The sequence below is a fragment of the Thiocystis violascens DSM 198 genome (assembly GCF_000227745.2).
Taxonomy (GTDB): domain Bacteria; phylum Pseudomonadota; class Gammaproteobacteria; order Chromatiales; family Chromatiaceae; genus Chromatium; species Chromatium violascens.
In genome coordinates this window covers 4,901,382-4,915,550 of the sequence record NC_018012.1, presented here as the reverse complement: position 1 = coordinate 4,915,550, position 14,169 = coordinate 4,901,382, and the positions used below count along the sequence as shown (strand labels likewise).

The following is a 14,169-nucleotide window of genomic DNA, read 5'->3' as shown; positions in this document are numbered from 1 at the left end:
CTCAGCCTCGTGGCCTGCGCGATCTGGACATCGGTCAGCATGCCGATCTGTAGAGGTCGCGAGCGGTGGCCTGGGCCGCTTCCTGTCGACCTTCCTCACGCCCCTCCTCGCGCGCCTCGCTGAGAAAGGAGACCTCATCGCGCTGTGCCCGTTCGCGCACGAAGGCCATCCGCCGAGCTTCCTCGTCGGCGCTCAACTGACGCACTCGATTCAGTGCTGCCTGGATCGGGGCATGTTCAATGCTGGACATGGTTCGTTCCTCCCGCCAATGCTCGAAAAAGGTCACCCACGCCGACCGACGCGCGCAGATGCGCGTAGTCTCCGCCCAGACCCAATTGCTGACTCAGCAGTCGGGCCGGATAGTACAGCGCTTGCGATCCCCAGGCGCCATAGCGGCACACCTGGATCTCGATATTGTAGCGATCACCCGCAGCGTTGCGCTGATCAGCACCACCAACAGGTCCGGCGCTTCGCCGAACACGCGCGTGAAGACATCGTCGTTCTTGGGGCCGAGCAAATCGGGGACATGCGGGGGGCGCTCCGGGTGGCGGGATGACACGATCCCGTGTCCCAAGTCGGTCGTCAAGGTCAACGGCGCCCCTGAACGATGTGAACCGCACAAGATTCCGGGATGATCGATCGGAGGATGGCGTGGCGAGCGGTTTTTGGCTTGTCAATAGTACGTCTTAGACGTATCCTGTTCAAATGTACACGATCATCGAAACACCGCTGTTCACGGACGATGCCCGCTCGATTTGGTCGGAGGACGAGCGCGGTGAATTCTGCGCCTAGCTGACCGAGCATCCGCGCAGCGGCGATGTCATCCCCGGTAGTGGCGGATGCCGCAAGGTCCGCTGGACACGTGCCGGAATGGGCAAGCGCGGCGGGGCGCGGGTGATCTATTTGCTGGTGATCTACGCCAAAGCGGTGCGCGGCAACATACCCGCGCCGATCCTCAAGTCTATTCGGGAGACCCTGGACGATGAACGATGAGAACGTGATGACAGGCGAGGAATTAGGCGCGAAACTCCTGACTTCGATTCGCCAGATGAAGGCCGGACAAGGGACGGTGGTCTACCCGCCTGCTCTGGCGGCCCGCCAGCGCACGGGATTATCGCAAGCGCGCTTTGCCGAACTGCTGGGGGTGTCGGTGCGAACCCTACAGGAGTGGGAGCAGGGGCGGCGGCACCCCAGCGGGGCGGCGCGAACGCTCTTCCGGGTCGCTGAGCGCCATCCCGAAGTCCTGCGCGAGTTGGGTTGACGAGAAAGACAGCGGAGCGGATACGTCAGTGATCAGACACCGAGATTGACATGTCAACGCCCCGCTGCGAAATCCTCATTCCCGTCTTCAATGGCGCCGATCAAGTCCGGCGCTGCGTGGAGAGCGTTCTCGCGCTGACGCCGCCCGACTGTGCCGTCCGCATCCTCGACGACGCCAGCACCGATCTAGGGTTGCTGAACTGGCTCGATGAGACGGAACAGACCCATGCGCAATTTTCGGTGACGCGCTCCGACGAGAATCTTGGCTTTGTCGGCAATGTCAACCGGGGGCTCCGGTCTGCAACAAGCGATGTCATCGTGCTCAATTCCGATACGGTCGTCACCGCCGGCTGGGTCGACAAACTGCTCGCCTGCGCCGCCAGCCATCCGAAGATCGCGCTGGTCTGTCCCCTCTCGAATCATGCCACGATCCTATCGGTCCCCGTCATGAACGAGGAAAATCCCATTCCGGACGGGATGAGCATTGACCGGTTCGGGGAACTCGTCGCGCGTTGTTCGGCCCGCCGCTATCCGCGCCTGCCGGTGGCGGTCGGTTTCTGCATGCTGATTCGACTCGCGGCGCTTAAACAACTCGGTTTTTTACATGCGGCCTATCATCGCGGCTACGGCGAGGAGTGCGACTATTCGCTGCGTGCCTGGGAAGCCGGCTACGAGATCGCCTGCTGCGACGACACCTTTGTGTATCACGAAGGCGAGCAAAGCTTTGGCGCGGTGACGGGGATGGAGACGGTGAAACGCCGCAACGCATCCATTCTGCTGGCGCGCTGGCCCTTCTACAATCGACTCGTTCAACGTTTCTGCCAAACGAATCCGCTGCGCGATGTCCAGGAACGGATCGCGACGGCGTTGCAGCGCGCGCGGGGCGACACGGCGCCCCATGTCTTGCAGGTCTTGCATTCGTATCGCGCGCTGGGCGGCACGGAGCTGCATTCGCGCAGTGTCGTCGAGGGAACCGCGGACGCGTTCCGGACCACGGTCCTGTTTCCGGGCGAGGTCGACAACGCCTATCGCGATCTTCAGTGTGTCGAGGATCGCGAATGGTTCCGGGTGCTGGAATATCGGCGGGCCAATATCGTCGGCACGCCGCGCCTCTTCGGCCATGTCGCCTCGCTGCGTCAGCCGGTCGTCGAGGCCAGTTTCGCGCGTCTGATGGCGGGCGGACGAGTCGCGCTGGTGCATTTTCAGCATCTGCTGGACTGGGGAACGCTGGAACTGCCGATCATCGCGAAACGGCTCGGGGCGGCGGTCGTGCTATCGCTGCATGACTATTATTTGTTTTGCCCGATCTTCGACCTGCTGCAGCCGGAAGGGATGCCTTGCGGCAAGGCGTTTGCCCGCGCGGACGCCCCCGATTGTCTGCGCTGTCTCGCCCATCACTCGGACGCCGGGGATCGCGAGGAGAACCTGCGCGACTATCTTGCCGCGCGCCGCGACAAACTCCTGGAGGTCTTTCGCCACGCCGATGTCCTGATTTCTCCGTCCGGGTATGTCAAGGCCAAGTTCGAGGCGGCCTATGGTTCCGAACTGGCGTCCAAAGTACGGGCGATACCGCATGGCATCGCGGATCTCGGCAAGGTCAGGGAGACGCCCAGGGGCGGGCGATTCCGGCTCGGCGTGTTCGCCAATCTCTCCCGCCGCAAGGGCGCCGACATGCTGCTGGACGCCCTCCAACATCTCGCAAGTCGACGCATGATCGAAATCTGGCAGTTCGGGGGCGCCGAGGAGTGTTACGCCGGATCGCTCGACGCGGCGGGCGTCCAGCGCACCGGCGTCTATCGGCTCGCCCAACTTCGCCAGCGCGCGGCCGGGGTGGATCTAGCGCTGGTGCCATCGGTCTACGAGGAAACCTATTGTCTGACGATCACGGAGCTTCAGTCGCTGGGAATTCCGGTCATCGCCTTCGCGGTCGGGGCCATCGTGGAGCGGATTCGGGAGGGAGAAAGCGGATTTCTGGTCGAGGAGGTCAGCGCGCAAGCGTTGGCGACACGCATCGACGAACTGGTTGCCGATCCGGAGCGGCTGCGTCGGGTGCGGTCGGGCTTGCGTGGCCTGGCCATCAAATCGCTCGCCGCGAATGTACGGGAATACGCCGAACTCTATACGTCCCTGCTCGCTGGCGGGCCGCTCGACGAAGTGCCGCCTGTACGCGGCATGCTTGGCGACGGCGATCCGGCAGAGACGGAGTTTGCCCAAGAACCCATCGAGATGTCGGCGGCCCTGCTGGCGGCGGTCGAGCCGGCCTGGGGGCAATTCCTCAAGACCTATGGACCGCCGCGTGATCGGCAATGGCTGGAAACCTTGGGACAGGCCGCGGCACCTTGTGTCGGTGTCGCGCCAGTCGAGAACCTCGGTCTGGATCTCGGCCTTGATCTGGTGGTGTTCGAGCGCGAGCGCCATCCCGACGCCATCGCTACGACCCTGCGTTCGGTGTCCGCCGGTCGCGCGACCGGGGTGCGCGTCCTGGTGGTCAGTGTCTGCGATCCGCCGGAACTGACGCTCGCGGAATCGGCCCAGTGCGTCTGGATCAAGCTCGAACGCACCGCGCAGCCCGCGCGCATCGTCAATCGCTGGCTGGCCCAACAAGGCGCAGCCTGGATCGGCTGGTTGACGGCGGGGGACGAACTCCATCCCTCGACGTTCGCGATTCTGCGGGGATACCTCGCCGCCAGACGGGACTGGAAGTTCATCTACACCGACGAAGATTTCGTGGCCGAGGACGGTCGCCGCTATCGGCCGCGCTTCAAGCCCGACATCAATCTGGATCTGCTGCGCTGCAAGGACTATCTCGGCGATCTCTGTCTGATTGCCCGGGAAGCCTTCCTCGACTGCGGCGGACTGGCGCCCTATGCGTCGGCGGCGCTCTACGATCTCTGTTTCAAGGTCATCGATCGGTTTGGCGAGACGGCGGTCGGACATCTTCCACATGTCCTCTATCACCGCGCCGATCGCGGCGGCCTGCTGGAACTGGACGAGGAACGCCATCCCGGCGAACTCGAAAAGGTCATTGCCGCCCATCTCGCGCGCAATCGGATGCGCGGACGGGTTTGCAAGACCCCAACGGCGGGGATCTATTGGGTGGACTATCCACACCCACGGGAACCCCTGATCAGTCTGATCGCGGTCACGCGGGGCGATGGCGTCGCGGTCGGTCAACTGATCGACAACATTCGTTCGGTGCTCGATCACTTCGAGGTCATCGTGCTGGATTTTCAGCGCAAGGGGGCGAGCGGCAGCCGAGTGAAAACCGCCGTCACCGACATTCCGATCCGCACCCTGCGGGCCGCATCGGGGGACAATGTCGCGCAGTCGCTGAATCGCGCCATCCGGCTCGCCGGATCGCAACGGATCCTGGTGAGCCACGATGGTATCCGGATTCGTCAACAGCACGGTCTGTCCGCGCTGCTGAGCCTGATCGCGCGTCCGGACGTGGCCCTGGCCGGCCCCTGCATCCTGGATGAAGCCGGTAACATCCTGCAAGGGTATCCCCTGGCGGGATTCTGGCCGCTCGGCGCGACCGGCCAGTTGCATCGCGGTCAGACGCTCGGCGAGCGCGGCTATCTGGACCGCAATCTCTGCATGCAGAACTGCGTCAGCGTCTCGGATCACCTGTTCGCGCTCTGGAAGCCCGCCTTCGAGCGGGTGGGCGGCTTCAACGACCAGGATTACCCGATAGCCTGGTACCTGCTGGACCTGGGTCTGCGGTTAACCGAGCAGGGCGACCGGATCGTCTGGACGCCGTATGCGACGGTCGTCGAAGTCGACGAAGGAAGTTTTCACCGTTATCGCCGCGTCAAGCTCCGCGATCTGAAAGTGGCCGCGGAGGTCGCGCGGCTGTATGCGCAATGGCTACCGCGCCTGGCGAACGATCCGGCCTATAACCCAAACCTGAGCCTGCGCGACGTCGGCTGCGAACCCGAAGTCCAGATCGGGCGGGCCTGGGATCCCGCGATCTGCACTGCACCGCGCATCCTGGGACTGCCGGGCGATCGGACGGGCAGCGGCCACTACCGGGCGATCGATCCGCTGCAAGCACTGCATGACCGGAAGCTGGCCTGTACCGCCCTCCTGCCGGAACACAAGTCGGCGCGCGCGCCGAACGTCGTCGAGTTGGAACGGCTCGCGCCGCACATCCTGCTCCTGCACAATGCGCTGCACGATCAACACCTGCACGCGCTCGCGCTCTATCGTCAGTACAACCACGTCCGCCTGATTTTTTCGCTCGATGACCTGATCACCGACCTGCCGAGCTGGAACCCCTTTCGGAAATCGAACTACCCGGATCTTGAACGCCGCCTAAACTCTGCCCTGGAATGCTGCGACCGTCTCCTGCTCAGCAGTCAGGCGCTCGCGGATGCCTATGCCACGCGCCACGGCGACCTGCGCGTCGTCCCCAACCGACTGGCGGGAACGCGCTGGCTCGACCTGGTCGGCGCGACGCCGTCCGCGCCGGGGCGCGGCAAACCGCGTATCGGCTGGGCGGGAGCCGCCCAACACGCCGGCGATCTGGAATGGCTGGCGTCCGTGGTCGAGGCACTGGCGGGAGAGGTCGACTGGTGTTTCCTGGGCATGTGTCCGGAGATCCTGAAAGCCTTTGCGGCGGTCGCGTTGCCGATGGTCGAATTTGCGCGCTATCCGGCGGCGCTGGCGCGACTCGGACTCGATCTCGCGATCGCGCCCCTGGCCTTGCATGACTTCAATCGTTGCAAGAGCAATATCAAACTTTTAGAGTACGGAATCCTGGGGATTCCAGTTGTTTGCACGGATATCGAACCCTACCGGAATGCCCCGGTCGAGCGCCTGACGAACCGGCCGGAGGCCTGGATCGACGCCCTGCGGGCACGCCTGAACGACCCGGATGGCGCGCGCCGGGAGGGTGCCGAACTCAAACGTTGGGTACAATCCGGCTGGATCCTGGAGGACGCGCTCGATCCATGGTCGGACGCCTTGACGTAAGACTGCGATGTCCGTCGCACATGGACGGCCAGGATGGACGACACCGAATTCTCGCGCCGCCGCCGCCGACGACCGGGGTCTGTCAGCGGAAAAGCGTCGGCGGTCACTCGAAACGATCGTTCAATTGGCGGGAGCAACAGCACGATGAAAAAAAATCAGACCGCGGCCGCCGCGGCAGCCATCCTTGGACTCGCATTCTGCGGCGATTCGACCGCGGCGGACGAACCCACCAGCCGCGGAGGCGACCTGTTCTCCGCGGTGGACAATACCGCCATCGCCAACCCAGCGGTGACGTCGACCGACGAGCAGTCAACCGCGTCGGCCAGCGGCGCGGCGCTGGAAGGCGCTGCGGCGATCACCGGGAATGCCAACACGGTCGGAGTCGCGAACACCGTTTTCAATGCCTGTATCGGCGGTCTCAATAACGGAACGGCATTTGGCGACGATTGCGCGGTCCTGGTGATCGGCGGTACCGAGGATCCGGCCAATGCCTCGGCCGCACTCGCGTCCCTCACCCCCGATCAGGTTCTCGCGACGCGGACGGTAGCCCTGGCGCAGGTCGATGCCGGTCTCGGCGTGGCCGCGATGCGGATGGGCAGCCAGCGGTTGGCAAGCGGGCTCTCCGGCTTTGCGCCGAACGGAACCATGGCCGCGGGGCTGTTATTCGGACAGGCCAGCGGCGGCGGCGCAAGCGGCGACCTGCAGTTCGGACGGGGCGGCGCCTTTTTCAATCTGAAATATCTCAACACCGAACAGGATCGCGACACCTACACCTCCGGTTACGATCTCGACGGACTGCATCTGACGCTGGGCGGCGATTATCGCGTGCGGGAGAATCTGATCCTCGGTTTGTACGGCAGCTACACCACCGAAAGCGTGGACTACCGGCAAAACAAGGGCGACATGGAGATGGATGGCTGGGGCATCGGCGCCTACGGCACCTACTATTGGGAGGGCGGCGCCTTTGTGGAAGGAACCCTGGGCTACAACCGCAACGAGTACGATCTGCGCCGCAGAATCGCCTACGGTATTGCCAGCGATACCGACGGGAAAACCATCGTCAGGCAGACCGCCACATCCAGCCCGGAGGCCGATGTCCTGTATGCCAGCCTGGGCGGCGGCTACACCATCGACAGACAGTCGTTCACGATCACGCCCTCGGCTAGTCTCAACTACACCGAGAACGCGGTCGACGCCTATCGCGAAACCATGTCGAATCCGCAGGCGGCCGGCGGCAGTCTGGCCATCGGCTATGACTCGCAGACCTATACCTCGCTGACCTCCCGTCTTGGCGTCATGGTTGCCAAGGCGATCAGTAGCGGCAGCGGCGTTTTCCTACCGCAGTTGAGTCTGGATTGGGTGCATGAGTTTCAGAACGATCAGGAAACCCTTGACGCTCGCTTTGTCAACGATCTGAGCAATACACCCCTGCTAGTGACGACCTCCCGACCAGATCACAATTATTTCGACCTGGGCCTGGGAATTTCCGGGCAGTTCGCGCAGGGGCGTTCCGCGTTCATCTCCGTGAATACGCTCCTGGGATACGAAGATGTGACCTCGTATAGCATCACGGGCGGTTTCCGGATCGAGTTCTAACCCGCCTCAAGGTCGCGAACGCGGGCGAAGCCTCATGGCGTCGCCGGCTTCGCGCCCAATGTTCGCTCGATGTCCGCCAGAATCGCCGGCCAGTGTTCGACCCAGCAGCAACGGTGATCGAAATCCGGAAAGACCTGGATCCTGGCTTGCGGATTCCGCGCCAGAAAGGCGCCGAGCGAGCTTTGCGGCACCTGTCCGTCCCGTCCGCCAACCAGATGAATCTGATCGATGCGCGCGTCCAGCGGGCGCCGGGACGCCGGATTCAGCGAGCCGCCCAGACGGCTGTAACCATGATGGTCGGTCCATGCGTCGATATCCAGATTAGCGGCGATGCTGATCACGCGGTCCACACCCGCCAGACGTTCGGCCATCAGCATGGCGAGCACCCCTCCCCCGCTGTATCCGATCAGGGTGATGCGTCGGTTCGCCTGGCGCGGCAAAAGGCGCTCGATGGCCGCCGCCATGCTCGCGGTCACCTCGGTGCCGTAACGTCCCTGCGTCCAGAACCAGGGCGAACAGCCCGACGCTGTCGAGAATCCATGGTAACAGGGCCGTCCGACATGGATCGCGGGCCGCGGATCGCGCGCCATCAGCCGGAGCGCCACGGGGTTACGCGGCGTGGGATCGGCGGCAATGCGATCACGGGTTTCCCAGGGCCGGCCATCGCCCTCCAGATAGACATGAATCCGCGACGCATCGATCGGATTGCCGCGCGCATGGATCGCATGCCGAAAGCGCGTGCCCGTTACCTCAATGCGCTCCATGCCATGCCCGGCCGCGAACGCCTCGACCGCCCGCGGATTCCAGGATGGCGTGGCGCAGCCCTGAAGCACGCAGATCAAGCCAAGGACAAACGGCAAGGCGCGGGCGCGCCGACGGCGTCCCGATGTCATGGCGACAGCGGGAAATCCGATCCGAGCGCGGTCATCCCGCCTCGTCAAGCCACCGACTGGTAATACAGATTCTGCGGGTGCCTGGCCTCGGCGAAAAATGACCAGCGCTCGGCCATCAGGCCAAGATATTGCGCGACGAAGGCGAGAATCGGCAAGGTCGGCGAGGCCGTGACATAGGCGGCGCCGATCAGCAGGATGGGAACCGGAAAGACCAGCACCAGAAAGACCAGCCGCACGGTCCCGACAGTCGATTCGCTCTGTCCATGAAAGAACTCTCGGGTATTGAAACTTCCGCCCGTGGCTCCCTGGGCCTTCTGGACGACCGCCGTATGACGGACGCCGATGGCGGTCTGCACGCTACTCTTGCGTTTGAGATGGGCATTGCGCGACAGGTGCGCCAGTCGGGAGACGAGACCGACCAGGGTCAGGATGACCGCCCAGGTACCGAAAAAGGTCACCAGCGGGTTACCGATATAGGCGGAATAGGCGGCGGCCAGCATGAAACCGGAAGCCGCCCCCAGGAAGGTGAAATTCACCACCGTCAGCGGGGTATGCCATTCCTGCAGGAATTTGACGCCAGCATAGATCATCGCCGTGCAGACGAAGAGCGCGAAGCTCGCCAGCGTCCCCAGCAGGCCAAGCAGGAGCGTGGCGTCCACCTGGAGCGATTCGCCGACCCGGAACAGCGGCTGAGTCCAGCCCATCCAGTGCGCGACACCATAGCCAAAGACCAGGGCCATGACGATGGGCAGGACGATCACCTCGCGCGACAGCCAGGAAGTACGCCACTTGGCTGCGGCCCGCCAGGCGCGCTCGGGACGCCCGAGATGAAAGAAGGATGACGCCAGCCCGGCGACGAGCAGGATCAGGGCCACCAGACTGCCGACCGCATAGAATTGATCGGCCTGGACCGGCAGAAAACGCGCGATGGCGTAAAGTTGACCGGTCACCATGGCCAGGAACAGACCTTGACCGGCACCGATCAGCGTGGTCAGAAAGATGACTGAAAAGGCGGGATGCATAGATTCGTTCCAAGTTGGTCAGTTGGTAGGGTACGCATCGCGTACCGTTTATCAGCCATATCGCATACCGCTCCTTGAAGGAGAACGGTACGCGATGCGTACCCTACGCCAAATTTACCAAGCCACGTCGTCGAGGGTTTCCTCGCCGGTGTAGGTGGTGAGGTCTTCCTTGCGCAGCGGATTATCGACCCGCGTGAGTTCGTCCTGATCGATGTGCATGACCATCTTACGGCGCGGCAGGTAATGATTGGCCGGCTTGGTGCCCCATTCGGGCATGAGCTGATAACCGCCGCGCTCGCGGATCGCGATCGAGACCTCGGCATCCGGGTCATGGACATCGCCGAACAGTCGAGCGCTGGTCGGGCAGGCGAGCACGCAGGCCGGCTTGCGGTCACGGTCGCTGAGCTTGGGATCGGTGATGCGGTCGATACAAAGCGTGCATTTTTTCATCACCTGCTGCTGCTCGTCCAACTCGCGCGCGCCATAGGGACAGGCCCAGGAGCAGTATTTGCAACCGATGCACTTGTCGTAATCGACCAGCACGACGCCGTTGTCCGGGCGCTTGTAGGAGGCGCCGGTCGGGCAGACGGGCACGCAGGGCGGCTCCTCGCAGTGCAGGCAGCTCTTGGGGAAATGGACCGTTTCGGTCTTGGGATAGACGCCGACCTCGAAGGTCTGCACCCGGTTGAAAAAGGTGCCGGTCGGGGAGCCGTCATAGGGATGCTGGTCCACCATGGGACCGGCCCAGCCGGAGGTATTCCATTCCTTGCACGAGGTCACGCAGGCATGACAGCCCACGCAGACATTCAGATCGATGACGAGTGCGAGTTGAGTCATGATTTCTTTCCGAAGACGCCAGCCACATAGGCCTGCCATTTGCCACGCGGCTTTTCCTGACCCGGCAAACGGGGCATGGGCTTGAACTGGGGCGAGGTGATTTTCTCCTCGCCGGGGGCGGCCTTGTAGACCCGCACCCGCACGTCGAACCAGGCGGCCTGTCCGGTGATCGGATCGGAGTTGGAGAGATGATCGCCCGCCGCGCTGGGCGGCAGCTCCTCGGCAATCACATGGTTGAGCAGGAAGCCCTTGCGCGACTCGTCGGCGTTTGCTCCCAGCCCCCAGGCGCCGGCGGCCTTGCCGATGGCGTTCCAGGTCCAGACGGTGCCGGGCTCGACCGCCTCGGAGAAGCGACACATGCAGCGGACCCGGCCGTGCGGCGACTCGACCCAGATCCAGTCGCCGTCGCCGAAGCCGTTCTCCAGGCCCACGCGGGGATTCAGGAACAGATAGTTGTGACTGTGGATCTGGCGCAGCCAGGCGTTCTGGCTGTCCCAACTGTGGTACATCGCCATGGGCCGCTGGGTCAGCGCGTTGAGCGGATAGCGCCGGGGATCGGTGACCTGCGTCTCCAGCGGATCATAGTAGAAGGGCAAGGGATCGAAGTAGGTCTCGACCCGCTTGCGCAGACGCTCGGGCGGCTGACGTCCGGGCCATTTGCCCTGCGCGGCGAGCCGGAACTTCTGGAGCACCTCGGAATAGAGATGCAGCGTGATCGGCTCGGCGTAACGGATCATGCCGTGCGCGCGCGCCCAGTGCAGATAGCCCTTGTTCCAATTGCGCATGTACTGATAGCTGCGCGGCAGTTCATGGTGGAAGACGCAGCCGTTCTGCGCGTACATCTCCCACTGGCGCGGATTCGGCTCGCCCTTGAGAAACTGGTCGCCGCTCTTGCCGCGCCAGCCGGCCAGGAAGCCGATCCCGGAGCCGGGCGAGGTCTCGTAGTTGACGATCAGATCCGGATAATCGCGATACTTGCGACTGCCGTCGGCATTGGTGAAGGCCGGCAGCTTGAGCCGCGAGCCAAGCTCGACCAGGACATCCTGGAATGGCTTGCACTCGCCCTTGGGCGGCAGCACCGGGATGCGCACCGCGTCCACCGGGCCATCGAACTCGGAGATCGGGCGGTCGAGCATGGAGAGCGCGTCGTGACGCTCCAGATAGCTGGTATCGGGCAGCACCAGATCGGCGAAGGCGACGGTCTCGGAGGCGAAGGTATCGCAGACCACCAGGAAGGGGATCTTGTACTCGCCGTTAGGCTGCTTATCGACCAGCATCTTGCGCACTTCGCTGGTGTTCATCGACGAGTTCCAGGCCATGTTGGCCATGAACAGCAGCAGGGTGTCGATCGGATAGGGATCGCCGCGCCAGGCATTGGTGATGACGTTGTGCATCAGGCCGTGAACCGAGAGCGGATACTCCCAGGAGAATGCCTTGTCGATACGTACCGCCTCGCCGTCCGCGTCCACGAACAGATCCTCGGGCTTCGCGGGCCAGCCGAGCGGCATGCCGTCGAGCGGGGTATTCGGCTGCACCGCCTCGGGGCCATGCGGCGGCTTGGGACAGGGCGGGATCGGACGCGGATAGGGCGCCTTGTGGCGGAACCCGCCCGGACGGTCGATGGTGCCGAGCACGGTCATCAGGATGCCGAGCGCCCGGATCGTCTGGAAACCGTTGGAATGTGCCGCCATGCCGCGCATGGCATGGAAGGCGACCGGGTTGCCGGTCACCGAGTCATGTTCGTTGTCCCAGCAGTCGGTCCAGGTGATCGGCAGCTCGATCTTCTGATCGCGCGCCGTCACGCCCATTTCGTGGGCCAGTCGGCGGATGGTCTCGGCGGGGATGCCGGTGATCGGCGCCGCCCATTCGGGGGTGTACTGCTCGACGCGCTCTTTCAGCAACTGGAACGCCGGCTTGACCGGGGTGCCATCCGGCAGGGTGTAGCTGCCCATCAGACGCGGTTCGGCGCCCGGCGTGTGAGTGCTGATCGGGCCGTTGATCTCGCGATCCCACCAGAGCTTGTTCTGCGGGTCGAAACAGCCCTCCTCCACATGCATCTCGGCGCGGTAAAACAACCCGTGGTTGTCGCGTTCCGGATCGTCCACCACCAGCTCGGCGGAATTGGTGTACTGGATCAGAAACTCACGGTCGAACAACCCCTGCTTGATGATCTCGTTGACGATGGCGAGCAGCAATGCCCCGTCGGTGCCGGGCTTGATCGGCACCCACTCGTCGGCGATGGCCGAATAGCCGGTGCGGATGGGATTGACCGAGATGAAACGCCCGCCCCGACGCTTTAAGGCGGCGATGTCGATCTTGAGCGGGTTGGAATGATGATCCTCGGCGGTGCCGATCATCACGAAGAGCTTGGCGCGCTCCAGGTCCGGCCCGCCGAACTCCCAGAAGGAACCGCCGATGGTGTAGATGAGACCGGCGGCCATGTTGACCGAGCAGAAACCGCCGTGGGCCGCGTAATTTGGGGTGCCGAACTGCTTGGCGAACATGCCGGTCAGCGCCTGCATCTGATCGCGACCGGTGAAGAGCGCGAACTTTTTCGGATCCTCCGCGCGCAGCTTGGCCAATCGCTCGGTCAGCATCCCGAAGGCTTCGTCCCAGGAGATGACCTCGAACTCGCTGGCGCCCCGCTCGGCCCCCGCCTTGCGCCGCAGCGGCTGGGTGATCCGCCCCGGCGAGTACTGCTTCATGATCCCCGAACTGCCCTTGGCGCAGATCACGCCCTTATTGAGCGGATGATTCGGGTTGCCGTCGATATAGCGGACCTCGCCGTCGCGCAGATGCACCCGGATGCCACAGCGGCAGGCACACATGTAACAGGTGGTTTCCTTGACCTCGACTCGGCCAACCAGACTGTCCGAGTAAGCAACTGGGTCCTGCATGAGGGATACCTTCGGCGGGATCGAAACGAGACAAGGCCCGCATTCTAAGCGCCAGACACTGGATGTTTCAAACCCACACAATATTAGGAATTAAGAAATCGATGCGCCCGAGACAAAAAAAAGGGCCGCGAACGGCCCCTGACGAATGCTTGATGGCGCTGAAGGACTAGGCCGCCGCGCGGTACTCGGCGGGCAACCAAGCGCTCAGACGCTCGCGCTCATTGTTGATGTCGACGGTGAAGAAATGGTTGAGCACTTCCAGCGCCTCGTTCAGATCCTCGCACGGCCATTCGTTGGTCACGGTCCTGCAGGTCCAGTCTTCGACATGAAAGCAGCAGTGGCCACCCTTCGCGGCGCCGTCGGCGTCAAAACGCAATTTGAAGCCGGTGTAGGTTTTTGGATCCCATTTATAGCGAATCGTGTTTTCGGTTTTGTCAAACATGGTTGTTCGTCTCAGTGGATTCTTTTGTGGAGTCGCCTGGTATCCCGCCCGGGAAACCGGCTGAGCTGCCAACCGAACCTAATTTTGGAGCAACCGCACAACAGGGCGTTCCTTTTTGGTCACATGCTGCATCTCTTGCGCTTTAGTTTAGATTGAAATGCAACAATCGACAACTCCGAAATCACGAAGATTTCGTGACGCAACTAACGAATCCAGTCAAATCCAAAGAAAACACAGACAAGAACAAC

11 protein-coding genes are annotated in these 14,169 nt (G+C 63.2%); 4 read left to right on the top strand and 7 right to left on the bottom strand.

The annotated features are described in order from the left end of the window. Positions 1-34: 34 nt before the first annotated feature. Positions 35-250 (bottom strand): hypothetical protein, encoded by a 216-nt coding sequence (locus tag THIVI_RS26230; protein ID WP_014780704.1) that lies wholly within the window; start codon positions 248-250, stop codon positions 35-37. Next, positions 237-401 carry a hypothetical protein gene (locus THIVI_RS26225; protein WP_342610353.1) on the bottom strand — a complete coding sequence of 55 codons (165 nt, stop codon included), beginning with the start codon at positions 399-401 and terminating at the stop codon, positions 237-239. Before THIVI_RS26225 ends, THIVI_RS26230 begins: the two co-directional genes overlap by 14 nt. 469 nt (positions 402-870) lie before the next feature. Here THIVI_RS26225 and THIVI_RS26220 point away from each other — a divergent pair, with 469 nt between their 5' ends. From THIVI_RS26220 to THIVI_RS21925, 4 genes are all read left to right on the top strand, one after another. Further along, positions 871-993, top strand: coding sequence for a hypothetical protein (locus THIVI_RS26220; protein ID WP_342610352.1), 123 nt, complete (start codon positions 871-873; stop codon positions 991-993). Further along, on the top strand, positions 983-1,261 hold the full coding sequence (locus THIVI_RS21935) for a helix-turn-helix domain-containing protein (RefSeq protein WP_014780702.1): 279 nt from the start codon (positions 983-985) through the stop codon (positions 1,259-1,261). Before THIVI_RS26220 ends, THIVI_RS21935 begins: the two co-directional genes overlap by 11 nt. Positions 1,262-1,311: 50 nt before the next feature. Beyond that, positions 1,312-6,234 carry a glycosyltransferase gene (locus THIVI_RS21930; RefSeq protein WP_014780701.1) on the top strand — a complete coding sequence of 1,641 codons (4,923 nt, stop codon included), beginning with the start codon at positions 1,312-1,314 and terminating at the stop codon, positions 6,232-6,234. Positions 6,235-6,378: 144 nt separating this feature from the next. After that, a complete protein-coding gene (locus tag THIVI_RS21925) occupies positions 6,379-7,830 on the top strand; it encodes an autotransporter outer membrane beta-barrel domain-containing protein (protein ID WP_014780700.1) in 1,452 nt (483 codons plus the stop codon). Between the two features lie 32 nt (positions 7,831-7,862). Here the strand turns inward: THIVI_RS21925 and THIVI_RS21920 are convergent, their stop codons facing one another. From THIVI_RS21920 to THIVI_RS21900, 5 genes are all read right to left on the bottom strand, one after another. After that, positions 7,863-8,723, bottom strand: coding sequence for an alpha/beta fold hydrolase (locus THIVI_RS21920; RefSeq protein WP_014780699.1), 861 nt, complete (start codon positions 8,721-8,723; stop codon positions 7,863-7,865). Positions 8,724-8,767: 44 nt separating this feature from the next. Next, positions 8,768-9,745, bottom strand: a complete 978-nt coding sequence (gene soeC / locus THIVI_RS21915; RefSeq protein ID WP_014780698.1) for a sulfite dehydrogenase subunit SoeC — start codon at positions 9,743-9,745, stop codon at positions 8,768-8,770. Positions 9,746-9,859: 114 nt separating this feature from the next. Next, a complete protein-coding gene (soeB, locus tag THIVI_RS21910; protein WP_014780697.1) occupies positions 9,860-10,582 on the bottom strand; it encodes a sulfite dehydrogenase subunit SoeB in 723 nt (240 codons plus the stop codon). Continuing rightward, positions 10,579-13,479 carry a sulfite dehydrogenase subunit SoeA gene (gene soeA / locus THIVI_RS21905; protein WP_014780696.1) on the bottom strand — a complete coding sequence of 967 codons (2,901 nt, stop codon included), beginning with the start codon at positions 13,477-13,479 and terminating at the stop codon, positions 10,579-10,581. The genes soeB and soeA overlap by 4 nt, the downstream gene beginning before the upstream one ends. A gap of 166 nt (positions 13,480-13,645) precedes the next feature. After that, positions 13,646-13,921, bottom strand: coding sequence for a hypothetical protein (locus THIVI_RS21900; RefSeq protein WP_014780695.1), 276 nt, complete (start codon positions 13,919-13,921; stop codon positions 13,646-13,648). Positions 13,922-14,169: the final 248 nt, after the last annotated feature.

What these genes read in the sequence shown, in the direction of transcription:
- soeA (WP_014780696.1), bottom strand. Translation starts at nt 13,479, where the DNA reads ATGCAGGACCCAGTTGCTTACTCGGACAGTCTGGTTGGCCGAGTCGAG.
- THIVI_RS21925 (WP_014780700.1), top strand. Translation starts at nt 6,379, where the DNA reads ATGAAAAAAAATCAGACCGCGGCCGCCGCGGCAGCCATCCTTGGACTC.
- THIVI_RS26220 (WP_342610352.1), top strand. Translation starts at nt 871, where the DNA reads ATGGGCAAGCGCGGCGGGGCGCGGGTGATCTATTTGCTGGTGATCTAC.
- THIVI_RS21930 (WP_014780701.1), top strand. Translation starts at nt 1,312, where the DNA reads ATGTCAACGCCCCGCTGCGAAATCCTCATTCCCGTCTTCAATGGCGCC.
- THIVI_RS21935 (WP_014780702.1), top strand. Translation starts at nt 983, where the DNA reads ATGAACGATGAGAACGTGATGACAGGCGAGGAATTAGGCGCGAAACTC.
- THIVI_RS21900 (WP_014780695.1), bottom strand. Translation starts at nt 13,921, where the DNA reads ATGTTTGACAAAACCGAAAACACGATTCGCTATAAATGGGATCCAAAA.
- soeB (WP_014780697.1), bottom strand. Translation starts at nt 10,582, where the DNA reads ATGACTCAACTCGCACTCGTCATCGATCTGAATGTCTGCGTGGGCTGT.
- soeC (WP_014780698.1), bottom strand. Translation starts at nt 9,745, where the DNA reads ATGCATCCCGCCTTTTCAGTCATCTTTCTGACCACGCTGATCGGTGCC.
- THIVI_RS21920 (WP_014780699.1), bottom strand. Translation starts at nt 8,723, where the DNA reads ATGACATCGGGACGCCGTCGGCGCGCCCGCGCCTTGCCGTTTGTCCTT.
- THIVI_RS26230 (WP_014780704.1), bottom strand. Translation starts at nt 250, where the DNA reads ATGTCCAGCATTGAACATGCCCCGATCCAGGCAGCACTGAATCGAGTG.